Below are 20,252 nucleotides of genomic sequence, written 5' to 3'. Positions count from 1 at the left end.
CTAATCAATGTATAATCCTATAAATCAATTAAAATTACATAAGTCCCGGCAACACATGACATTCCTCATTTTAAACCCTTGTCTTTCATGGTATCTTTGATGTTATAGGTCCTTACTAAGGGATTTGGGTATGGGCAATACAACTACGATATTTAAAGGAATAAAAGAATTTTTTATAGAGATCGGTGATCTCTCATATTTTACTGCCCGATTTTTTAAGGAGGTATTAAAACCTCCTTTCGAATTTAAGGAGCTCCTACGCCAATGCTATCAAATGGGGAACAGGTCCCTAGTTTTGGTAACTGTAACGGGGTTTATCATTGGATTGGTACTCACCCTGCAATCCCGACCCACCCTGATTCAATTCGGTGCCGTTTCCTGGATGCCGAATATGGTCGGTATCTCCATAGTAAGGGAAATAGGACCCGTTATTACAGCGCTTATCTGTGCAGGCAGAATTGCGTCGGGGATAGGGGCAGAATTAGGCTCTATGAGGGTAACCGAGCAAATTGATGCCATGGAAGTCTCCGGTACCAACCCTTTTAAATATTTGGTGATTACACGGATAATGGCCACCACTCTAATGCTGCCAATTTTAGTTGTTTACGGAGATTTGGTTGCGCTATATGGATCTGCTCTAGTAGAGAATTTAAAGGGAGATGTTTCCTTTCAACTCTACTTTAATACGGTTTTTGATGCTTTGTCCTTTGCCGACTTGATACCGGCCACGATAAAATCGGTCTTTTTTGGGTTTACAATAGGTTTGGTTGGGTGTTATAAAGGGTATTATTGTAAAAAAGGAACTGCAGGTGTTGGGGTCGCAGCAAATACGGCTGTGGTAATGGCATCCTTACTTTTATTTGTGGTAGACTTTATAGCGGTATTTATTTCCGATATTTTTTATGAACTTTAATATGACAAACCCAGACCAAATAGCACCTTCAGAACAAGCTTCAAAAAGTGGAAAAGCGGTTATAGAAATCAAAGACCTTTATAAAAGCTTTGGTGACAATCACGTATTGAACGGATTTAATATGACACTATTGGAGGGCGAAAATCTTGTGGTCATGGGGAAGTCGGGCTCTGGCAAATCAGTAATGATCAAATGCCTTGTAGGATTGGAAAAACCCGATAGTGGAACGGTTAAAGTCTTGGGCAAGGAAATAAACACTTTAGACCAGCAAACTTTGGACGAATTGCGTTCGGATATCGGATTTCTTTTTCAGGGAAGTGCGCTATACGATTCTATGACGGTCCGTGAAAATCTGGAATTTCCTATGCGTAGGCACAAAGAAAAATTGGGAGTGGTTACGGATACCGAACCCTTGGTTCGGGAAGCGATGGAAAATGTTGGCTTGGCCCATACTATGGATTTAATGCCCGTAGAATTATCGGGAGGAATGAAAAGAAGGATAGCCTTGGCACGTACATTGATCCTAAAACCAAAGGTTATCCTATATGATGAGCCTACTAGCGGCTTAGACCCCATTACCTCCAAGGAGATTATAGAATTAATGCGTTCCATACAAAAGAAATACGGCACTTCCTCCTTAATAATAACCCATGATGTGGATTGCGCCAGAGTAATTTCAGAACGGATGATCCTCTTGGTAGATGGCATTAATTACGCAGAAGGCACCTATTCACAATTATCGCAATCTGCCGATTCAAAAGTAGAAGCATTTTTTAAAAAATAAGCATATGGCAAAGACTAAATTGGAAAATTTGAAACTTGGGATATTCGTCGTCCTCGGCACATTACTACTGGTTACTGCGGCCTATTTAATTGGGAACAGGCAGAATATGTTTAGCAAAACCATACCTATAAGTGCCATTTTCAAGAATGCAAACGGACTTCAAAATGGGAATAATGTGCGTTTTTCAGGGATAAATGTGGGCACGGTCAATAAAATAGAAATGATAAACGACACCACCATTCGCGTGCGTATGATTATTGAGGAAAAAATGCAATACCATATTAAAAAGGATGCTGTAGCCACCATTGGCTCCGATGGGCTTGTGGGTAGTATGCTCATCAATATAGTACCTGGGGAAGGGAAAACAAACCATATTGCCCCTGAGGATGAATTGCAATCCTATAGTAGGGTTGCCACCCAAGATATGCTTAACACCCTAAACCAGACCAATGAAAATGCTGCTTTGCTGACACAAGATCTTCTTAATGTCACTCGATCCTTGACTCAGGGCAAAGGTACCTTTGGCATGTTGCTCAACGATTCCCTGATGGCCTCGGAGCTTCACCAAACCATTACCAATTTGAAACTTAGCAGTAGTGAAGCCAACAAAATGATTGGGGAAATGAACAAAATTGTAAAACAGCTCGATTTTGAGAATAGCGCTGCAGGAGTTCTCCTTAAGGATTCCATTTCCGGCAATAAAATGAGGAATGTAATTTCGCATCTGGAAAATTCCAGCATCGAAATCGAAAAAATGTCCACGGATTTAAATTCTGTTATCGGGGATATTAAAAAAGGGAAGGGGGCCATTAACTATTTGTCATCGGACACCCTACTCGTACAGCAATTGGAAACTACCATGGAAAATGTTACGAAAGGGGTTAAAAATTTCAATGAAATTACGGAAGCTCTAAAACATAATTTCTTAACTCGGCGATATTTTAAAAAGAAAGAAAAAGAGCAAATAAAGGAGCAGGAGAAAATAAATGAATAAGCTCCTATACCCAATTATTAATTAGTTCTACCACATGAAATTTAGTGCCATTACTATGCCTTCTCCAATTCTATTAAAGTAATTTCAGGGCGCATGCCCAGACGACCAGGAAATCCCATCCATCCCAATCCTCGTGTCACATAAAGATACTGCTGTCCCAACTGGTATAATCCGGCCCAATGCTCGTATTTGTATTTTATGGGACTCCATTTTTTATTTCTGATATTGATTCCGGCTTGCATACCATGCGTATGACCGGAAAGTGTAAGGGCTATATTGGTCAGATCCACCACTTCCCCACTCCAATGCGATGGATCGTGGGACAATAAAATCTTAAACCCAATTTCGTTTACATCCAGCAGGGATTTCTTAAGGTCCCCATATTGTTTAAAAGGTGGATTGCCCCAATTCTCTACTCCCACAATTGCAATTTCCTCCCCATTATTTTCAATACATTCCGCTTCATTCAGCAAAAGCTTAAAACCTATTTTGTTGTGAAAATCTTTGATATCCTCAAAATTGCTTTTCCGCTCCTCCTCAGATTCCCATTTGCTGTAATCCCCGTAATCATGATTCCCGAGCACGGAATATTTACCTTGTTTGGCGACAAGCTGCTTTAAAACATTCTCCCAACCATTCAATTCCCAAGCATAATTGTTCACCAAATCGCCCGTAAAAAAAATAAAATCAGGATTTAATTGGTTTATCGTTTTAATGGCACGGTCCAGTATATGGTAGCGATAGTTAAAACTTCCCAAATGAAGATCGGATATTTGAACTATTCGCAAGCCGCTAAAATTTTTCGGGACCAATTCGGATTTTATCTTAACGTGATGAACCTTAAATTTATATACCGCCCTAAAAATGGCATACACGATGACGAAAAAAGGCAAAAAACCAAAAAAAACGCCCACCAAAGGAATGATGAGCAAGGATTTCTCCCCCGAAATCAAATAGTTGGAGAAATAGAGTATTGAGATAACAACAATAAATAATAATTTGGGAATAAAGGAAGAAACAGTCAATCCATATAAAGATGAAATAAGTAGTTGCTTTCTTTTGGGAGCTATGCTCTCCAATCTAATTTTTAACACCAATATGGAAATAATAAGTCCTATTGTGAAAAACCAAAAGACAATATAAATAGTATTCTTAATGTTGGAAGATTCAATAGGCTCCATGATAGATTTAAGCCAGTAGAAGGCCAAGGCATCGATCAATAAAATGGCCAAACATAATAGGACTATTGCAAAAAAGGTGTAGGATCGCATTGATAGGGGTTTTACTATTGGGAATTCGTATTCTTTGGCCTTCTTTTATCTCTCAGGGCCCAGAAATAGCCTTTTACATCTTCTACCCACTGATCATACATAAAGATAAGTGTAATTTCCTCAATAGTTTCCAAAATGCCCAAAACAATCATGGTATAAAATAACCAATATACAGGTCCAAGGAACATCAACCATAATATAAATATCCCTTGGGCAATGGCAGATAACTTGGCCAAATAGGTATGAAAGGCAGTCGCTTTACCGTATTTAGCAAAGGCAATGGACATCTGAATCAGGTAAGGTACAAATGCAATTATTATAAGAATAAGGTTCTCCTTAATGAAGGTGATTTCAAAAAAGACTAGACCGATCAACCCAATTATCAAGGTTATTTGATCTCCAAGTGAATCGAGTTGTGAGCCCCTGGCACTTGTAATTTTTAACCTTCTGGCCAAAAAACCATCAATGACATCCGTACTATAACTTATAAGCAACATCCAACTAAACCATTCACGTTCCCCAACCCATATTAGACCAAGTAATAGTGGAACGGCCATAATGCGATAGAAGGAAAACCAATCTGCAATATTGAAATTTTTAAAATTGTACATATTTGGTAATTAGCATTATGGAATCCGATTGTATAAAGACTACTGCGACTTGTTCAATTTTAGTAACAGATTTAAGTCATTGATGATTTTACCCACATACATGGGAGTTTCATCCAAAATGGATTCTCCTGTAATTGCGTCTATTCCTTCCATTTTGTAAGTCCCTTCTCCCGAAGTGGTCAGCACAACCATTTTGTCCCTATCCTCCATGATTCTGTCGATAAAAGATTTAACAGATGCCGGTGGTTTCCACATCTCCCAGGTATGAATAATTAACAGTGCATTGTAGTTGGTAGGGTTCACATCTGCCAATGAAGAAACATCTATTATTTTAATATAAATGGACTCCGATCTATAATACTCTACAATAGCGGTAGTAATTGTATTTTTAAACTTACTTCCCTGGGTTGCGATAAGTAATTTGGAATTCTCCATGGGAGAATTTACCTCATACTCCTCGGCAATGTCCATGGAATATTCATTTTGATACCATAGCATGAACACCGAGAACACCACTACAATGGATAAAAATGTGAGCAATATCTTTTTAGCCTTTTTCATAATTCTACTTACGTACATATTATATCCAGAAGATTTGATGCGATACGTACATCGTATTACAATCCAATGCACATACAAATATTTTGTGAATTGGCAATAATCTTTTACCAGAGCTTTAAATTATAAAGCTATTCCTTAACATTATGCCACCCTATGACCTTTGTCAGTTATGGGTGCCCTAGACGTCAAGGGAGGTGAATGGACTAGGATATAATTTAAAAGAACAAAATACCTTGGGCTTTGTAATAATCGGTTATATCCAAATGAATTGATTAAAATCACCTTTCACTTTAGAAAAAATGAAGAATGTGATTGACTATATGATTTAAATCATTTTAAGTCCAATTGAATTATTGTAAATTGATTCCATCATAAAAGCAATCGTTCTTTGATAGATATAACAATAAAGTTTCTAAGCAGTAATGCCTTAGGGACCATAAACCGGTACACAAGTAACTTCTTGAGCCTAATCACCCTATCAACTTGTACGGATGTTGCAACTGCAACGCGCCGTCCAGGACTTGGATTAGTTAAATGGGCTACTTGCCCCGGACCTGAAGGATTGGGATATTTAGATATCCCAATCCTTTTTATTATTTGTAGCCCTTGTTATTTAAAAGTCCACTTTACCTTATATGCGGTAAAGACCAATTTAAATGGATTAAAAGAATAGTACATTAATTACTATATTAAAAACACATTAATAATCTTATTATGGAATACTATTTTAACAAAACAATTGGAAATACCCCTTTTGAAAAAGCAGTGGAAAAAACCAAATTGGCCCTACAGGAAGAGGGCTTTGGGGTATTGACGGAAATAGACATGAAAGCTACCCTGAAGAAAAAACTGGACGTGGATTTCTATAATTATACCGTTTTGGGTGCCTGTAACGCCCCCTTTGCACATAAAGCTCTACAGGCCGAAGATAAAATTGGCACCATGTTGCCCTGTAATGTAATTGTTATGGAAAAGGAAGCTGGACTAGTAGAAATAGCAGCTGTAAACCCTATGGCGTCCATGCAGGCCGTAATTAACTTGGATTTAATGAATATTGCGGATGAAGTAGGCGAAAAATTAAAGAAGGTGGTAGAGAAGATCCATTAAATTCTAAGATCCATATTTCATAATGATTGCCATTTGACCAGAATGATGGGTGGTGTGGGAAACAATTCTTCCAAATGCCTCCGCCTTGGTCTTTGTTCCAAATTCTTTGGTGGTAATGGTAGTTTCCCAGTCCTTATCTTCCTGCTTTTCCATTATCGCCTTTATCATTAAAAATGAATATTGTACATATTCCAATAATTCCCCCAAATTGGTCCACTCCCCCGTATCCTTTTGTGCGATAACCGTTTTTGCAATAACCTTTATATCCTGCGCGCCAAATACATTTTTTGCAAAAAGTAGTTCAACATCGCCTATATGTCGGATAAGAAAGCCTATACTATTGGGAGCGGGAAATAACCTTTTGCTTAAATCGTGTTCCGTTAATTTGGATAATTGATTCGAAAACCGGGTTCTGGCTTCCTCCCACAACTCGATAAACAACTGTGTTTTTGATTTCATGAAATATCAGATTAAATATAAATATTAATGAATATAGGTAGTTCGTGGAAATAATATAGATTGTCATACTCCAATTAGGACCTTATATACCCATGTTTTTTTAAGCTATTGAATGTCTTTTTAACTTAAAGGATAATACATAAATACTGGCATAAATAAAAAGTGCTAAGTATAAGGTCATAATATTGGTTATTAGAATATTAAATTATTAAAAATCATTCCTTTTAGATTTTTTGGTAGGCTATCACGGATGTCGGCCATTTCTCCCTGGGAGACATATTTTCGTAAATAGAGAAAGGTAGTGTTTACATATTCTTCTGCCACTTCATCACTATATTCAAAATCGTTTACAGCGGCCGGCCCGTCAAATTGTCTAACCAAGTCCAAGAATTCGCTCATATTCTTAATTTTGGGTTTTTGCTGTTTTAGGGTCCATCCCGTTACATAGACCCCTTTTAAAAACATGGGTAACTGCGCAATAAATTGCAGCGACTCCGCAACCGGAATAATTTCCCTTAAGGCATGAAGTATGGAAGTAAGAATCCGACCAGCTTTGTCGGTATCCTTGCCCATATCCATTTGTTTTGTGTAATCTTTTAAGAAGGTATGTCCCTCTGTAGCATACTGATTAAAATTGAGTGCCATGATTGCTTAATTTTGGGATATATACAAAAATGGCTTTATCTATTGGCTTGTAAAATGACCTGGGTCATATTGGTAACCTAAGTTAATTGCGTTTTTCCTTGAAATGCTCTTCCAGGTGGTCAAAAATTCTCCTTTTGCTTTAAAAAAGATGGCATAAATAAGGTACGGAGAATTAAAAAAAGGATAGTCGTATCTTTATCTTAGGCAATATTAAGTGCAATATCTATCATCTCCTTAAAGGTGGTTTCCCTTTCTATGGAATTTGATTTTTGACCCGTCACCAAAGAATCCGAAATAGTCAATATGGTAAGGGCCTTAATATTAAATTTGGCAGCTATGGTATATAATCCGGCCGCCTCCATTTCCACACAAAGGACTCCGAATTTTGCCCATAATTTATAGGAATTGGGGTCATCCTCATAAAATTCATCCGAAGAAAGTACATTCCCCGCTTTAATGGCAATACCTTTTTCACTGGCGTAAAGTGCAGCTTTCAAAAGCAAATCAAAATCAGCGGTTGGGGCATAGTCAGCATTAATAAATCTTGAATTATTGATTCCCGAGGTCGTAGAAGCTGCCATGGCCAAGACAATATCACGTATCTTAACCTCTTTTTGATATGAACCGGCAGTACCTACACGAATTAGATTCTTAACCCCATAATCATTGATCAACTCCTGATAGTAGATCAGTGCGGAAGGTATGCCCATCCCACTTCCTTGAACTGACACGCGTTTTCCCTTATGGGTTCCAGTATAACCCAACATACCGCGAACCTGATTATAACAAATAGGATTTTCAAGAAAGGTATTCGCTATCCATTTGGCTCTTAACGGATCCCCTGGCAATAATACGGTTTCTGCAATTTCACCCTTTTTAGCATCAATATGTACGCTCATTTTTACTTCAATTTTTATAAACAAGGGTGTGCCTTAGGGAAACCCAATTTATAGGTTGGTCACAATGGCAACTCCAGAGGAAGTCCCTATTCGGGAAACACCTAAATCTATATATCTTTTAGCTGTAGCGGCATCTTTAATTCCTCCAGATGCCTTTATTTTGATCTTGTTTTCAACCATAGACTTCATTAGAACCACATCTTCGAAAGTTGCCCCGCCAGAACCAAAACCAGTTGAAGTCTTAACATAATCTGCTTTGGCATTTACCGCCAATGTACAGGCCATCCTTTTTTCCTCATCTGTTAAATAACAGGTTTCCAAAATAACTTTTAATACACCGCCCCCCAGAACTTTTTTTACTTGTGTTATTTCATTTTGAATGGCTAAAAAATTACCGGATTTAAGCCATCCGATATTCAGGACCATATCCAATTCATGGGCTCCTTTTTTAATGTAATCCTTAGCTTCTTGTACTTTCGCCCAAGTGGTCATTGCCCCTAAGGGAAATCCTACTACCGCGACCAGCTTTATCTTAGAACCTCTTAGCAATTCTTTTGCAAGGGATATGTAGCAACCGTTGATACATACGGCATAAAACTTATACTCCAAGGCTTCCAAGCAAAGGCGCTTAATATCTTCCTCTGTTGCTATAGGTATTAATAAAGTATGGTCTATAAAATTTTCAAATTGCATTTGTAAACGTAAATCTTGTTGGTAATGCTCCCTATGGCCAATAAGCCCATTTCACCAAAAGTAAACTTCTTTTATCTGTTATTTTATGATAAAGATCATCATAATTATCATCAGAAGCGACTTCCAATTATAGCCAATTCTACTGGAATAGTGGAAATTTACAATGGTTACCCCCAGCCAACATTAACCCAAGAATTATTAACAGCCAATTTAGGTTCCCCCTGTGATAGAGTTGGCAAATTAGCGTTCAACGAAATAAATTATTAAGGAATAATTAGGCAAGGGCAGTTTCATTCCTCCCATCGTTCTGCAAATTTGGATTTAATGGGGAAAGGAATTTAAAATGCCTTATGGGATATCCAATTCTCCAAAGTTCTTGCTTCACCTGTTCCAAGGCTATTGGGCTATAGTAAAGAAAAATGAGTCTACCCGTGTCAACCTCAAGGTCTATTATTCTAATATCCATAATGCGACTCAGGTTACGGAGGATTACAATTTTGTCCTTATTGGAAATTAGGTTCCCGATTTTAGCTATAGCTTTCATGAAGTATTGGATTTATAAGATTCCAATTGTTACTAAAATACACCAACAAATTGCCTTTTGGAATGATTCAGATCAGTTTAGTTAAATTTAAGATTAGTTGTTAGTTTGTTGATTCCTCATTAAACCGAATTGTTTAAAAAACATTTTATTCATGGTTTTTAGGGGTAAACATAGTTTCCTAAAAGCGCAGCAAGCCGGAAGTTATGACCAATATCATATTTATTACAAACTATAGCTTATAGATTTAACGTTCAAATAAAGCTACCATGATGACGATACTCTACGCCACCGACCGTACCGAAAACTCGATACCGGCATTAAAATATGCTTATAATTTAAGTAACAAATTAAACGCAAGACTATTGGTGCTTTATGTTCATGAAATGGATTCTTTACGTGTTTCTGTTTCGCGTCCAGCGGCCCAAATTGAATACCACGTAATCAAGGAACAGACAGAAATTTTGGAAACCTACTGTGAAAAACATTTGGGCGTATCCGTAGATGGAAATAAATTACAGGTCGAAGTACTGCTCAACGACTCGGTTTCCAATGCCATTCTTGAGAAAACCAAGGATTTTACAACTGATATCATTATTATAGGAAGAAAGGATAAGCACACAGACCGCGGTCTCATTGTGGGCAATATTGGCAAAGGGCTTCAAGAAAAGGTTCCCTGCCCCTTACTTATTATCCCTAATGCGATTAAGGACAAGTCCATAAAAACTATATTGTATGCAACCGATTTTGAGGAAGCAGATGTTTTAGCCATTAAAAAATTGAGCCCAATAGCAAAGGTGCTTGGAGCTAAAATACATGTTGTACATATTTCAAAAGAAAAAGAATATGCCGGAAAAGAACAGATGGAGTGGTTTAAAGACATGCTTCGGCAAGAAGTGGACTATGAGGCCATAGACTTTACATTGATTTTCTCGGATATGGTTGAAGAAAAACTTAAAGTCCACATAGATACCATGGCGGCCGACTTATTGGTTCTACTGGAAAGGGAAGAAAAGGGCTTTTTCCAAAAAATTTTCCATAAAAGCCTGGTCGCTAAAATGGAAGAACATATCGCTATCCCGCTGCTTAGTTATAACGAGCTTAATTTATAGTGACCCCCTTTAGGACCAATACAATTACTAAGGTAACCCAAGGATAATACCGGACTCTGGTAATACCCAGTCACCTCCCCTTTTTAATCAAAATATTTATGTTTTTATGAAACTTAATTTGGCCGGAGTTTAAGAAAATAATAACGCTCAGTTTTTCATTATCTGCCCTTATAATTATAATTTCACTTAAAACTAAACAACATGAATAATTTAAAAAATAAAGTGGTTTATATTACAGGAGGTTCCAAGGGAATAGGATTTGGCGTTGCCTCCAAATTATTGGAGGCGGGAATGAAAGTAGCCATCAGTAGCAGGCTATTGGAAAATGCCCAAAAAGCAGCAAAAAGCCTTGGCTCGGAAGACAATGTACTTGCCATTGCCTCGGATGTTTCAAAAATTGGGGATGAAAAGTCGGCGGTTAAAAAGATTTTGGATAAATGGGGGAAGTTGGATGTTGTGGTGGCCAATGCAGGAGTTGGACATTTTGCTCCCGTAGATCAAATTTCAGACACCCTTTGGCACGAGATGGTAAACACTAACCTAAATGGAGTTTATCACTCCCTGAAGGCTTCGGTGGAGGCCCTAAAGCAATCCAAGGGGTATTATATAACTCTGGCCAGTTTGGCTGGCACCAATTTTTTTGCCAATGGGGCAGGATACAATGCCACCAAATTTGGAGTGGTTGGATTTACCCAAGCTGCAATGTTGGATTTAAGGCCCTATGATATTAAAGTATCTACCATAATGCCCGGTTCTGTGGCCACCAATTTTAATGGTCATGAACCGTCCAAAGAGGATGCTTGGAAGATACAGCCAGAAGATATTGGCGAGTTGGTTTTGGATCTTTTGAAGATGAATCCAAGGACCTTACCCAGTAAGATCGAGGTAAGGCCTTCTCGACCTGATAAAAAATAGTGCTATACTTCTTTTTCTGTAATTGGTACAAGAGGGTTGCCAATTTCTGAAATTAAGGTTTTAATAGACTGCATAAAATGGGCTATAGTTTCTTGGGTAATGGAATTATCCTTGTTTCTGCTGCCTTTTTTTTCCTTTACCGCAAATTGAAGCAGACCGGAACCTAAATTTTTAAACGAAATTATTCCTGCTTCTATTGTGCCAATAGGATGAGTGCTGTTGTACATAATGGCATAGCATAACAATTGAAAGGCTTTGCTGTAGTTGTAGTCCTGTATGGCATCTTCCCATTCCACAATTTCAACCTGGGAACTTGTCACGTTTCCGGTTTTGTAGTCGATTATTCTTATACGCCCGTCCTTTTCATCTATCCGGTCCAATTTTCCTTTTAGGACTACGGGAAAATCCAGTCCGGAAACCTCAATATTCATTCGGAGTTTTTCCTCCACCCCCAATATCCTTATTTTGTGTTGTTTCACTTCTGCCAACTCCATCCTTAGAAAATTTTCTATATACCTAACTACCACATTAAATGCAATCAGGTTTTTTCCTCTGGAAATATCACCTTCGGCAAAGCTTTTTGCAAAATGACCAATTACGGTGGCCTTTATTTTCTTTTTCATTTCCTGGAGCATGGACACTTCCAAATAGGTGTTCAAATAAGGTTTGTATAGGTCCTCCAAGGTGTCGTGTACAATAGTTCCAAAAGTATTGTTGGCAACGGTTTCCTCCACTTCCAAAACGTCGTCTATTCCCAACAGATTTCTTTTATAAAAATCTATGGGATTTCTAATATAATTACTCAAGGAGGTGGGTGAAAAACCTTTGGAAGCATGCTCCTTGATCAATTCCATTAAGTCCTCATCCTTGGTTATGGTCTGTAAAACCCTAACTGTTGGATTTATTTCAGGAGCAGCAATAATTTCAGTTATATCCGCCAATTTATTTTCATCTGTAAGGATTTGGGTAATTAACCTACTTTTTTCTCCCCCTTCCAGAACATCGGGCTCCGTATTGTACACCAAATATATATTTTTGGCCCGCTGTAACAAGCGATAAAAGTGATAAGTGTACACTGCATCCTTCTCTTTATATGTAGGAAGTTTGTAATATTTTTTTAGATCAAAGGGGATAAAGGAATTATTGGACTTGCCTGAAGGAAGTATTCCTTCGTTGACCGAAGTTAGAATAACGGTTTCAAAGTCCAACACCCTACTTTCCAACATTCCCATTATTTGCATTCCTTCCAAGGGTTCCCCCTGGAAATCCAGGGTTTCGTGCCGTACAATTTCCGAATAAAGGCTTTCCAAGGATTGTAGGTCGTTGGCAAAGGCATATTGCGCCACCATGTCCTGAAGTTGGTTGAACAAGGAGTAAAACTTATACAAATACTCCAAACCAAGGGAATCTTTGGATAGTACAAACTTCTCCCTAAGAATTTGGATAATTTGATCGCATTTATGTATAAAATTGGTTCCAGAAATCTCCTCCTGAAAAAACAATAGACTTAGTAAGTGGTCATTTCCTTCAATTGCGGAACGTAAATTATTTGAGTTTATAAATGCCCAATTCTTCAATCTAATGGCCTCACTTATAATGGCAGCAATATTTTGCTCCTTTTCAGTACATAGAATTTGTATATAAGGATGTGACAAAAAATCCAACACCTGTTGGAAATACCACCCTTGGGAATCCTTTTTTAAGTGTAGGGAAATATACTGAGAGAACAAACTGGCCAAAGGAGTACTTTTCAAAGGATATCCCATAGTAATATTTACGGTATCCAATTCAGAGGGTATAGCGTTCAAAAGGGGGTTCAATAAAGTTTCATCTCCCAAAACTATTGCCGTGTTCTTTAGAATGTTGTCGTCCTCTTCTTTAAGTTTCAACAACAGGTTCCCGACATATTTGGTTTGGGATACGTTTTTAGGCACACCTATTATTTTAATGTTCTTTTTTGACAAATAGTTGCTTTCAACTCCTTTTAGCTTTTTCCCTTTAAGATAGGGCCAAGTATTTTGATGCTGTCTTATAAAATAGCCGGCATCATGTATGGGATCTTCCACAAAATAAGTGTCACTATCCCAAAAAATGTCCGCTTTGGATTTGGCCAATATTTCCTGAATAATATAGGATTCTGCCGTATTTAGGGCATTAAAACCAAGGAATATGTGCGTCTTGTTTTCATTTTTCGACAAATAGTCATTCAACTGTTCACAGGCCGTACGATAAATGAGACCCTGATGACCCAATTTCTTCGCTATTAGTAAATCATTAAAAGTGTTATATAGCGGTTCAAGATTATTCCAGAATTTAATGTAATTCGTTATTATTTCCGATTTTTCCTTCTGTAAGGACCAATGGTTTATTTCCTGAATGTTGGCCAAGTAAGAAAATATATCTTTGGCATCTATTAAATATCTATCGATCTCATTAAAATCCTGTAATAAGGTCTGCCCCCATTTGGCGAAGGTGGAGAAATTATCCTTTTCACCATATTCCATTGCTGAATATGCCTTATACAGTGTAAAAAGTTGCTCCATATTTGAGGCCGCCTGCAAATTGGATATGTGTTCTACAAAGCCTTCAATACTATAAATTTTAGGAGAAAAAATAGTTTTATTGGCCGTATTTGCCAAGGTTGTCCTCAAAATTGTCCCTGCCCTTTTACTTGGCAATATTATTATTAGATTGTCTAAGGAATCATAGGTTTGTAATAAATCGTCAACTACCTGTTGGAGAAAGCTTTTCATTGGTTAAATCATCATATTTTTAAAGTTGGAACCTGCAAGTTAAGAGCTATGTGCAAGTCGCCAATCAAGTTTTGGTCCCAATAATCAGCTGAATCTACCTCCGCCAAACCAACTGGATTCTTTCCTAAGAATTTCTTCAAAATATCCAATTTAACTTCAATACCTGGATTCATTTTAGAAATTTATATTTCTGTAAATATGGGGTAATTTAATTATAAAAAATAGAACTTGGGCATGCACTCTGTTCTATCAAGGAAAATATAATAATTTATGGTTAGGGAATATATTTTAGACATTTATCCTTGTTCTTTTAAAAACAAAAAAAGCCCCGCTATTTAGCGGGGCTCTTATTTATAGTTTTAAAACTACTTGGAAATTACTTTACCAAGTTAATCTCAACTCTTCTGTTTTGTGCTCTACCTTTAGAATTATTGTTAGTAGCGATTGGCTTATCCTCACCGTAACCTACAGCAGATAATCTAAATTGCTCAATACCTTTTTCTACTAAGAAATCCTTTACAGAAAGCGCTCTTGACTCAGATAATTTCTGGTTCAAAGAAGCACTACCTACACTATCAGTATGACCTTCTACAGTAAATTTAGCAGTAGGATACTCTTTAAGGATAGTAATAATATCAACCATTACAGAAGTAGATTCTGCTTTAATAGAAGATTTACCAGTATCGAACAAGATTGTTCTAGCGTAGTCGTTCAATTGCTTCTGAACTTCTTCAGTAACTTCAGGACAACCTTGGTTAGCTACAGTTCCGGCAACATCTGGACATTTATCATCTTTATCCAATACACCGTCACCATCTTTATCTTGGTAAGGACATCCTTTGTTAGCGGCAGGACCAGCTTCGTTAGGACAAGCATCATCTTTATCGGCAACACCGTCACCGTCAGCATCTGGACAACCAGCTAAAGCAGCAAGACCAGCTTCGTTAGGACAAGCATCATCCTTATCGGCAACACCGTCACCATCAGCATCTGGACATCCGTTCATTTCTTTAGAACCAGCTTCGTTAGGACAAGCATCTTTGCTATCCTCGATACCATCACCGTCAGCATCTGGACATCCGTTGAAAATCTCCAAACCAGCAACTTCTGGACAAGCATCATCTTTGTCGTAGATACCATCACCATCTGTGTCAGTACCACCAAATTTGATAGCAATACCTGCCATATGTTGGAAATGCTTAGCTAAATAATCTTCAAAAGCATGCTTGTAAGAAGACTGTAGAGTTAAACCAATGTTCTCAGTAAACCAAAGGTTAAGTCCAATACCACCATTTACGGTACCAGCACCAACTTCGTCTATCCAAGTATAACCACCACCAATTTCGATGAATGGATCAATTACTGTACTTTTTAAGAAATTATATTTTATTGTACCATCAAGAGCATAGTGAGACAAATCGTCTACGCTTACATCCCCTAATTTGTCAATACGGTTCAAAGAACCTCTTGCTCCAATTGAGAAACCACTACCTACGTATTTAGATACTCCTACATAAGAAATGGATGGAAGGATGTTCCAATGGTCTGTTGCATTAAAGAATTCATTCCCAAAAGTGCTCATGTCTCCGGTAGGGTAAACGTCAATTGCGTTAGCTCCGAAACTTACTTGCCAAGGGTTATTCTCGTCTTGCGCTTGTACGTTGTTAAAACCTACAATAAGTAAGGCAACAACCAATAATTTGCTAAGATGTTTCATGTTCAATTTTTTAAGTTTAAGTGTTTATTAGCTGCAAATGTAAGTTGTTAAAAATTATTAACAAAATCATTTTCTTAATTTTTTTAACGTATTTCATGCGAAAAAAGTCGCATTTAAACGAGATTTAATACTTTGCCTACCCTGGCGAATGCGGTTATTGCGCTATTTATGTGTTCAATACCGTGGGCAGCTGACAGTTATACCCCAATTCTTTAGTTTATTTTAAAGGGTACATTATAGAAGATCCTATAACATTAATACCTTTTTGCCGCAGTAAATTGCCCATTTTCTACGATAACTCTTCATTATACAACAGTATGGGAACAATGGCATAGTCCCAATCAATCATATTGCTGATCAACTACTCAAGTGCCATATTTTTTCTTGCACATCCTTAAGGTAATGTCCGAAATGATCACCTAAATAAAGTCTAGGGTAATATCCTCATTGATATATATAAGGATTTTGCCCTCAATTTCATATCCCATTGCTTCCAAAGCATCTGCATACGCATATATTTGTTCGTGATATGCGGGATTCCTTTTCCCGGTCTTATAATCAATTATTGTCGCCCTGTTATCCTTTATTACTATCCTATCCGGGCGAAGAACCTTCCCGTTTTTGGTCAAAATATCCTGTTCGTTCTTTATAAGGTATCCCTTTTCAAAGTAGCTAAACAGCTTTGGATGGTCAGCAATGCCCTTTATCCTTTGTCCCATTCCCAAACTATCCTCTTGGGAAAGGTCCCCATTTCCAATAAGTTCATCTATGACACCATCAATATCCGCAGTGGTCTCTATAAGTCCCATTGCAAAATGCAGTAAATTTCCCTTGCTTATGGCAATTCCCCTTTCGGTATCCCATAGAGCGCCCGACTTGGTCAAAATCCTAAACTCTGGTCGCTCCTTAAAAGTGTATAAATGGGATATTTTTTCCTGATGTTCTGCCTGGTTAAAGGGTTCATCCTGAATTTCAAGATTACCAAATTGATAACAAGTCTTGGTTTCATCCCAAAGTCCCCTTTCCTTTATATAGTGTATGAATAATCCGGAGTAGACATTTGTTTTGTGCTCACCTTTTGGCGTAAGGTCTTTTTTAGAAATCACATAAAGCCCCTTAATCGCCCTGGTCAAGGCTACGTACAATAGATTAAAGGCATCCAATTCCAATTTATGCTGTTCCTCATTAAAAAGGGCCTCCGCTTTTGCACCATAGGTAATTACTTCCTGTTTTTTATTGATTAGAAGCTCTTCAAAACCATTAAAGGCAATAGGATCAACGGGCAACCACAATTTGGCATCCCTTTCTTCATATATATTGGTATTGGCAAAAGGAAAGATTACAATAGGAAATTCCAAACCTTTGGATTTATGAACGGTCATTATCTGAACGGCATCCACATTTTCCGGTGCGGTTATACTTAAGCTTTCCTTTTTCTTTTCCCAATGGGCCAAAAAAACCTGTGTATTAGCACCTTCCTTTTGTTCCACTTCCAAGGCAACATCCAAAAAATAAGTGATATAGGCATCAGAGGTATCTGCCAATCCAAATCTTTTAATAGCATATTCCAAACCGTCATAAACGGAGGATTGCCCTAGAGTTTTTACATTAAACCCATAGGTCTCATTCAGCAACTGGGCTACACCAGTAATATTTGAATATATAAATTGATGTCTGTTTTCCTGGTCCTTGGAAAGAAAACTTAAGATTTCATAACTCCTCTCCTGCTCTTTGGGCTGAAGACTATAATGTAATAAGTTAACCAAGAACCTTACACTGGGATTACTGTTCAAAAGCAGTGTTTCGGACGAAATGATGGGGATCTTATTTTGCATTAGGAAATCTGCCAACAAAATACCGTGTTTTTTCTTGCGGGTAAGGATGCATATATCCCTTAATGAGTAGTTCTTTTTTAAAACTTCATCCAATGTGTTCAATACTGAATTGCAGTATTCCCCGTCTTCGTCACTGGAATCCTCCACATCAATAAAGGAAAGCTGTACCAAACCTCCCTTTTTACTATTGTAGTTTTGACTATTGCCCTCCAAGAACAATTTATTATAAATACCGTTCTCCAGAAAGGGGCTGGTAAGTGTGAAAAAATCGTTATTAAATTTTATTACCTCCTCATGACTCCGGTAATTGGAAGGGAGATTTGATGTAGCTGGTGGAATTACAAAGGGATTTTCCTTTAGATTGATTAGATTTAAAAACTGTTCGGCCTTTCCACCTCTCCAACGGTATATGGCCTGTTTGGCATCTCCCACCAAAAGCAATGAACCTATTTTTCCTTGATCGTCCACACTTTCCAAAGCATTGCCGATCAATGGTATTAGATTATTCCATTGCATTTCGGAAGTATCCTGAAACTCATCCACAAAATAATGACGGTACTTTTCCCCAATACGCTCATAAATAAAAGGGGCAGGCTGATCCTTAATTTCCTTGGAAATAATACTATTGAACGAAGATATGGGCAAAAGATCACGCTCCCGTTCCAGGTTCTTAATTTCATGTTGAATAGCGCTCAGAACGGTAAGTGGAACAATGTTGTTATAGCCGTTCCTGAGCAGGGACAAAACAATGGAGTTTTCCTTTATTTCATTAAACAGACTTATAAACCTCGGATGAAGACCGTCCAATATATCTTTGATGTCCTGGCGGCAGGCCTTGGAGTATAAAGGGTCTGTTTCAAAATTTTGTTTCCACCCTGAATTGAAATCTATATTTAAGTCCCCCGCGGCTATTTTTGCCATAAACTTTGGAAAGTAGCCCGCTTTAAAATTATTGAATTCCAGATTATTATCCTCAATTATTGTTAGGCCTTCTGCGGCCCAGTCCGTTATTTTCGTTTCATGGACCTGGATTTGCAGTACCAATTCCTTTTTTAAATCCACAAAATCCTCTATACTCTTACCTTCCAGTTTCTTTAAATGAGGAGCCTGATTCTCATTGAACAATAAAGTACCTATTTTTTGTAGGTCAAAAGCAATATCCCAACTTTTATCACCATCAATTTTTTCCAATGCAAAATCAATCAACACCTTGGTCAATTGAGCATTGGCACCGGCCTTATTGATGAGTTTGGCAACAGCTTCATCCAACAATAATTTGGTATCCAGGACCACCTCAAAATTTTGGGGTAGTTTTAAATCCTTTGCAAATGTTCTGATCAGCCTATGGGTAAATTTATCAATGGTGGAAACATCAAAAAAGGCATAATTATGAAGGATCTCTTTAAGCACCTTCTTGGATCTATTGCGTAGTGTGCCTATATCTACCCCTAATTCCCGGGATATATCGACCAGCATTGGAGGAATTTCATTATTATCCGACTGTTTGCCAAAAGTAAAAAGATTGCCCAAAATTCGCTGTTTCATCTCGTTTACAGCCTTATTGGTAAACGTAATGGCCAGAATACTACGATAGTTCTTATTGAAATCCGAGGAGAGGATTATTTTCAAATACTCTTTTGCAAGGGTGTAGGTCTTACCAGAGCCAGCAGAGGCGTTATATATTTTGTAAGGAGCGTCCTGCACGTTATTTTAGTCGCAAAATAAGCAATAATAAACAGTTCTTAACAAATTATTAGGTGAATTTATATCATAAAACCGTAATTTTGGGAAACAACATTTTTTAACATAAAAACTAGAACATTATGGCTTTCGAATTACCTAAATTACCTTATGCGTACGACGCTTTGGAACCACATATTGATGCCAGGACCATGGAAATACACCATACCAAGCATCACAACGGTTATACTACCAATTTAAACAACGCTATAGACGGAACTGATCTGGCAAAAAAATCCATCTTGGATATTTTGGCCAACTTGGACATGTCCAATGCTGCTGTAAGAAACAATGGAGGAGGATTCTTTAACCACTCCTTGTTTTGGGAAATCATGTCGCCAAATGGTGGCGGACAACCTTCCGGAGAGCTTGCAGATGCTATAAAATCAGCATTTGGTTCTTTCGATTCATTTAAGGATGCCTTCGCCAAGGCTGCGGCAACAAGATTTGGCTCAGGCTGGGCTTGGTTATGTGTTCATAAAGGTGGGAAACTGGAAATATGCTCCACTCCAAACCAGGACAATCCACTTATGCCGGATACAGGCTGTGGCGGTTTTCCAATTTTAGGCTTGGATGTATGGGAACACGCGTATTATCTAAATTATCAGAATAGAAGACCGGACTACATCAATGCTTTTTTTAATGTGGTTAATTGGGATAAAGTAGCCGCTTCGTACAAGGCAAAGAAATAGTGGTTACAAT

The 20,252-nt window shown here is 37.8% G+C and carries 19 protein-coding genes; 7 read left to right on the top strand and 12 right to left on the bottom strand.

All coding sequences use genetic code 11. From position 1 onward, the window contains the following. Positions 1–130: 130 nt before the first annotated feature. The 3 genes from CWD91_RS02455 to CWD91_RS02445 are packed head-to-tail and all read left to right on the top strand — an operon-like array spanning position 131 to position 2,691. Positions 131–913, top strand: a complete 783-nt coding sequence (locus CWD91_RS02455) for an MlaE family ABC transporter permease (RefSeq protein ID WP_103439345.1) — start codon at positions 131–133, stop codon at positions 911–913. A 1-nt stretch (position 914) separates the two neighbouring features. Next, a complete protein-coding gene (locus CWD91_RS02450; RefSeq protein WP_103439872.1) occupies positions 915–1,697 on the top strand; it encodes an ABC transporter ATP-binding protein in 783 nt (260 codons plus the stop codon). A gap of 4 nt (positions 1,698–1,701) precedes the next feature. Next, positions 1,702–2,691: an MlaD family protein gene (locus CWD91_RS02445; RefSeq protein WP_103439344.1), complete on the top strand. Its 990-nt coding sequence runs from the start codon at positions 1,702–1,704 to the stop codon at positions 2,689–2,691. Positions 2,692–2,744: 53 nt separating this feature from the next. Here the strand turns inward: CWD91_RS02445 and CWD91_RS02440 are convergent, their stop codons facing one another. From CWD91_RS02440 to CWD91_RS02430, 3 genes are read right to left on the bottom strand one after another with little or no spacing between them, the layout of a single operon-like run. Continuing rightward, entirely contained in the window at positions 2,745–3,962 is a 1,218-nt protein-coding gene (locus CWD91_RS02440; protein ID WP_103439343.1) for a metallophosphoesterase, read from the bottom strand. A 14-nt stretch (positions 3,963–3,976) separates the two neighbouring features. After that, positions 3,977–4,573: a CDP-alcohol phosphatidyltransferase family protein gene (locus CWD91_RS02435; protein WP_103439342.1), complete on the bottom strand. Its 597-nt coding sequence runs from the start codon at positions 4,571–4,573 to the stop codon at positions 3,977–3,979. A 39-nt stretch (positions 4,574–4,612) separates the two neighbouring features. Continuing rightward, complete coding sequence (locus CWD91_RS02430) at positions 4,613–5,134, bottom strand: hypothetical protein (protein WP_157943703.1); 522 nt, start codon at positions 5,132–5,134, stop codon at positions 4,613–4,615. 714 nt (positions 5,135–5,848) lie between these two features. On the opposite strand from CWD91_RS02430, the gene CWD91_RS02425 reads away from it, so the two are divergent. After that, entirely contained in the window at positions 5,849–6,241 is a 393-nt protein-coding gene (locus CWD91_RS02425; protein WP_103439340.1) for a DUF302 domain-containing protein, read from the top strand. A gap of 3 nt (positions 6,242–6,244) precedes the next feature. Here the strand turns inward: CWD91_RS02425 and CWD91_RS02420 are convergent, their stop codons facing one another. The 5 genes from CWD91_RS02420 to CWD91_RS02395 all read right to left on the bottom strand — a co-directional run bounded on the left by CWD91_RS02420 (position 6,245) and on the right by CWD91_RS02395 (position 9,481). Then, a complete protein-coding gene (locus CWD91_RS02420) occupies positions 6,245–6,700 on the bottom strand; it encodes a DinB family protein (RefSeq protein WP_103439339.1) in 456 nt (151 codons plus the stop codon). 192 nt (positions 6,701–6,892) lie between these two features. Next, positions 6,893–7,345 carry a DUF2267 domain-containing protein gene (locus CWD91_RS02415; protein WP_103439338.1) on the bottom strand — a complete coding sequence of 151 codons (453 nt, stop codon included), beginning with the start codon at positions 7,343–7,345 and terminating at the stop codon, positions 6,893–6,895. A gap of 200 nt (positions 7,346–7,545) precedes the next feature. After that, entirely contained in the window at positions 7,546–8,244 is a 699-nt protein-coding gene (gene deoD, locus CWD91_RS02410; RefSeq protein WP_103439871.1) for a purine-nucleoside phosphorylase, read from the bottom strand. A 48-nt stretch (positions 8,245–8,292) separates the two neighbouring features. Then, entirely contained in the window at positions 8,293–8,937 is a 645-nt protein-coding gene (deoC, locus tag CWD91_RS02405; protein WP_103439337.1) for a deoxyribose-phosphate aldolase, read from the bottom strand. A gap of 274 nt (positions 8,938–9,211) precedes the next feature. Then, on the bottom strand, positions 9,212–9,481 hold the full coding sequence (locus tag CWD91_RS02395; protein WP_103439335.1) for a hypothetical protein: 270 nt from the start codon (positions 9,479–9,481) through the stop codon (positions 9,212–9,214). Positions 9,482–9,747: 266 nt separating this feature from the next. Between CWD91_RS02395 and CWD91_RS02390 the strand changes: the two genes are divergently transcribed. Continuing rightward, positions 9,748–10,590: a universal stress protein gene (locus tag CWD91_RS02390; RefSeq protein WP_103439334.1), complete on the top strand. Its 843-nt coding sequence runs from the start codon at positions 9,748–9,750 to the stop codon at positions 10,588–10,590. Positions 10,591–10,791: 201 nt separating this feature from the next. Further along, positions 10,792–11,505, top strand: coding sequence for an SDR family oxidoreductase (locus CWD91_RS02385; RefSeq protein WP_103439333.1), 714 nt, complete (start codon positions 10,792–10,794; stop codon positions 11,503–11,505). Between the two features lie 2 nt (positions 11,506–11,507). On the opposite strand, the gene CWD91_RS02380 is transcribed toward CWD91_RS02385, so the two are convergent. The 4 genes from CWD91_RS02380 to CWD91_RS02370 form a co-directional block, all read right to left on the bottom strand. After that, on the bottom strand, positions 11,508–14,258 hold the full coding sequence (locus CWD91_RS02380) for a PD-(D/E)XK nuclease family protein (protein ID WP_103439332.1): 2,751 nt from the start codon (positions 14,256–14,258) through the stop codon (positions 11,508–11,510). An 11-nt stretch (positions 14,259–14,269) separates the two neighbouring features. Continuing rightward, positions 14,270–14,431 (bottom strand): hypothetical protein, encoded by a 162-nt coding sequence (locus tag CWD91_RS22605; protein ID WP_157943702.1) that lies wholly within the window; start codon positions 14,429–14,431, stop codon positions 14,270–14,272. A 203-nt stretch (positions 14,432–14,634) separates the two neighbouring features. Then, positions 14,635–15,975, bottom strand: coding sequence for an OmpA family protein (locus tag CWD91_RS02375; protein WP_103439331.1), 1,341 nt, complete (start codon positions 15,973–15,975; stop codon positions 14,635–14,637). Between the two features lie 419 nt (positions 15,976–16,394). Continuing rightward, positions 16,395–19,514: a UvrD-helicase domain-containing protein gene (locus CWD91_RS02370; RefSeq protein WP_103439330.1), complete on the bottom strand. Its 3,120-nt coding sequence runs from the start codon at positions 19,512–19,514 to the stop codon at positions 16,395–16,397. Between the two features lie 119 nt (positions 19,515–19,633). Here CWD91_RS02370 and CWD91_RS02365 point away from each other — a divergent pair, with 119 nt between their 5' ends. Next, positions 19,634–20,242: a superoxide dismutase gene (locus tag CWD91_RS02365; protein ID WP_103439329.1), complete on the top strand. Its 609-nt coding sequence runs from the start codon at positions 19,634–19,636 to the stop codon at positions 20,240–20,242. The last annotated feature ends 10 nt before the right edge of the window (positions 20,243–20,252 follow it).

This window comes from Arenibacter hampyeongensis (genome assembly GCF_002909255.1).
Taxonomy (GTDB): Bacteria; Bacteroidota; Bacteroidia; order Flavobacteriales; family Flavobacteriaceae; genus Arenibacter; species Arenibacter hampyeongensis.
The sequence above is the reverse complement of the archived record's forward strand: the minus strand, read 5'-3'. Positions and strand labels throughout refer to the sequence as shown.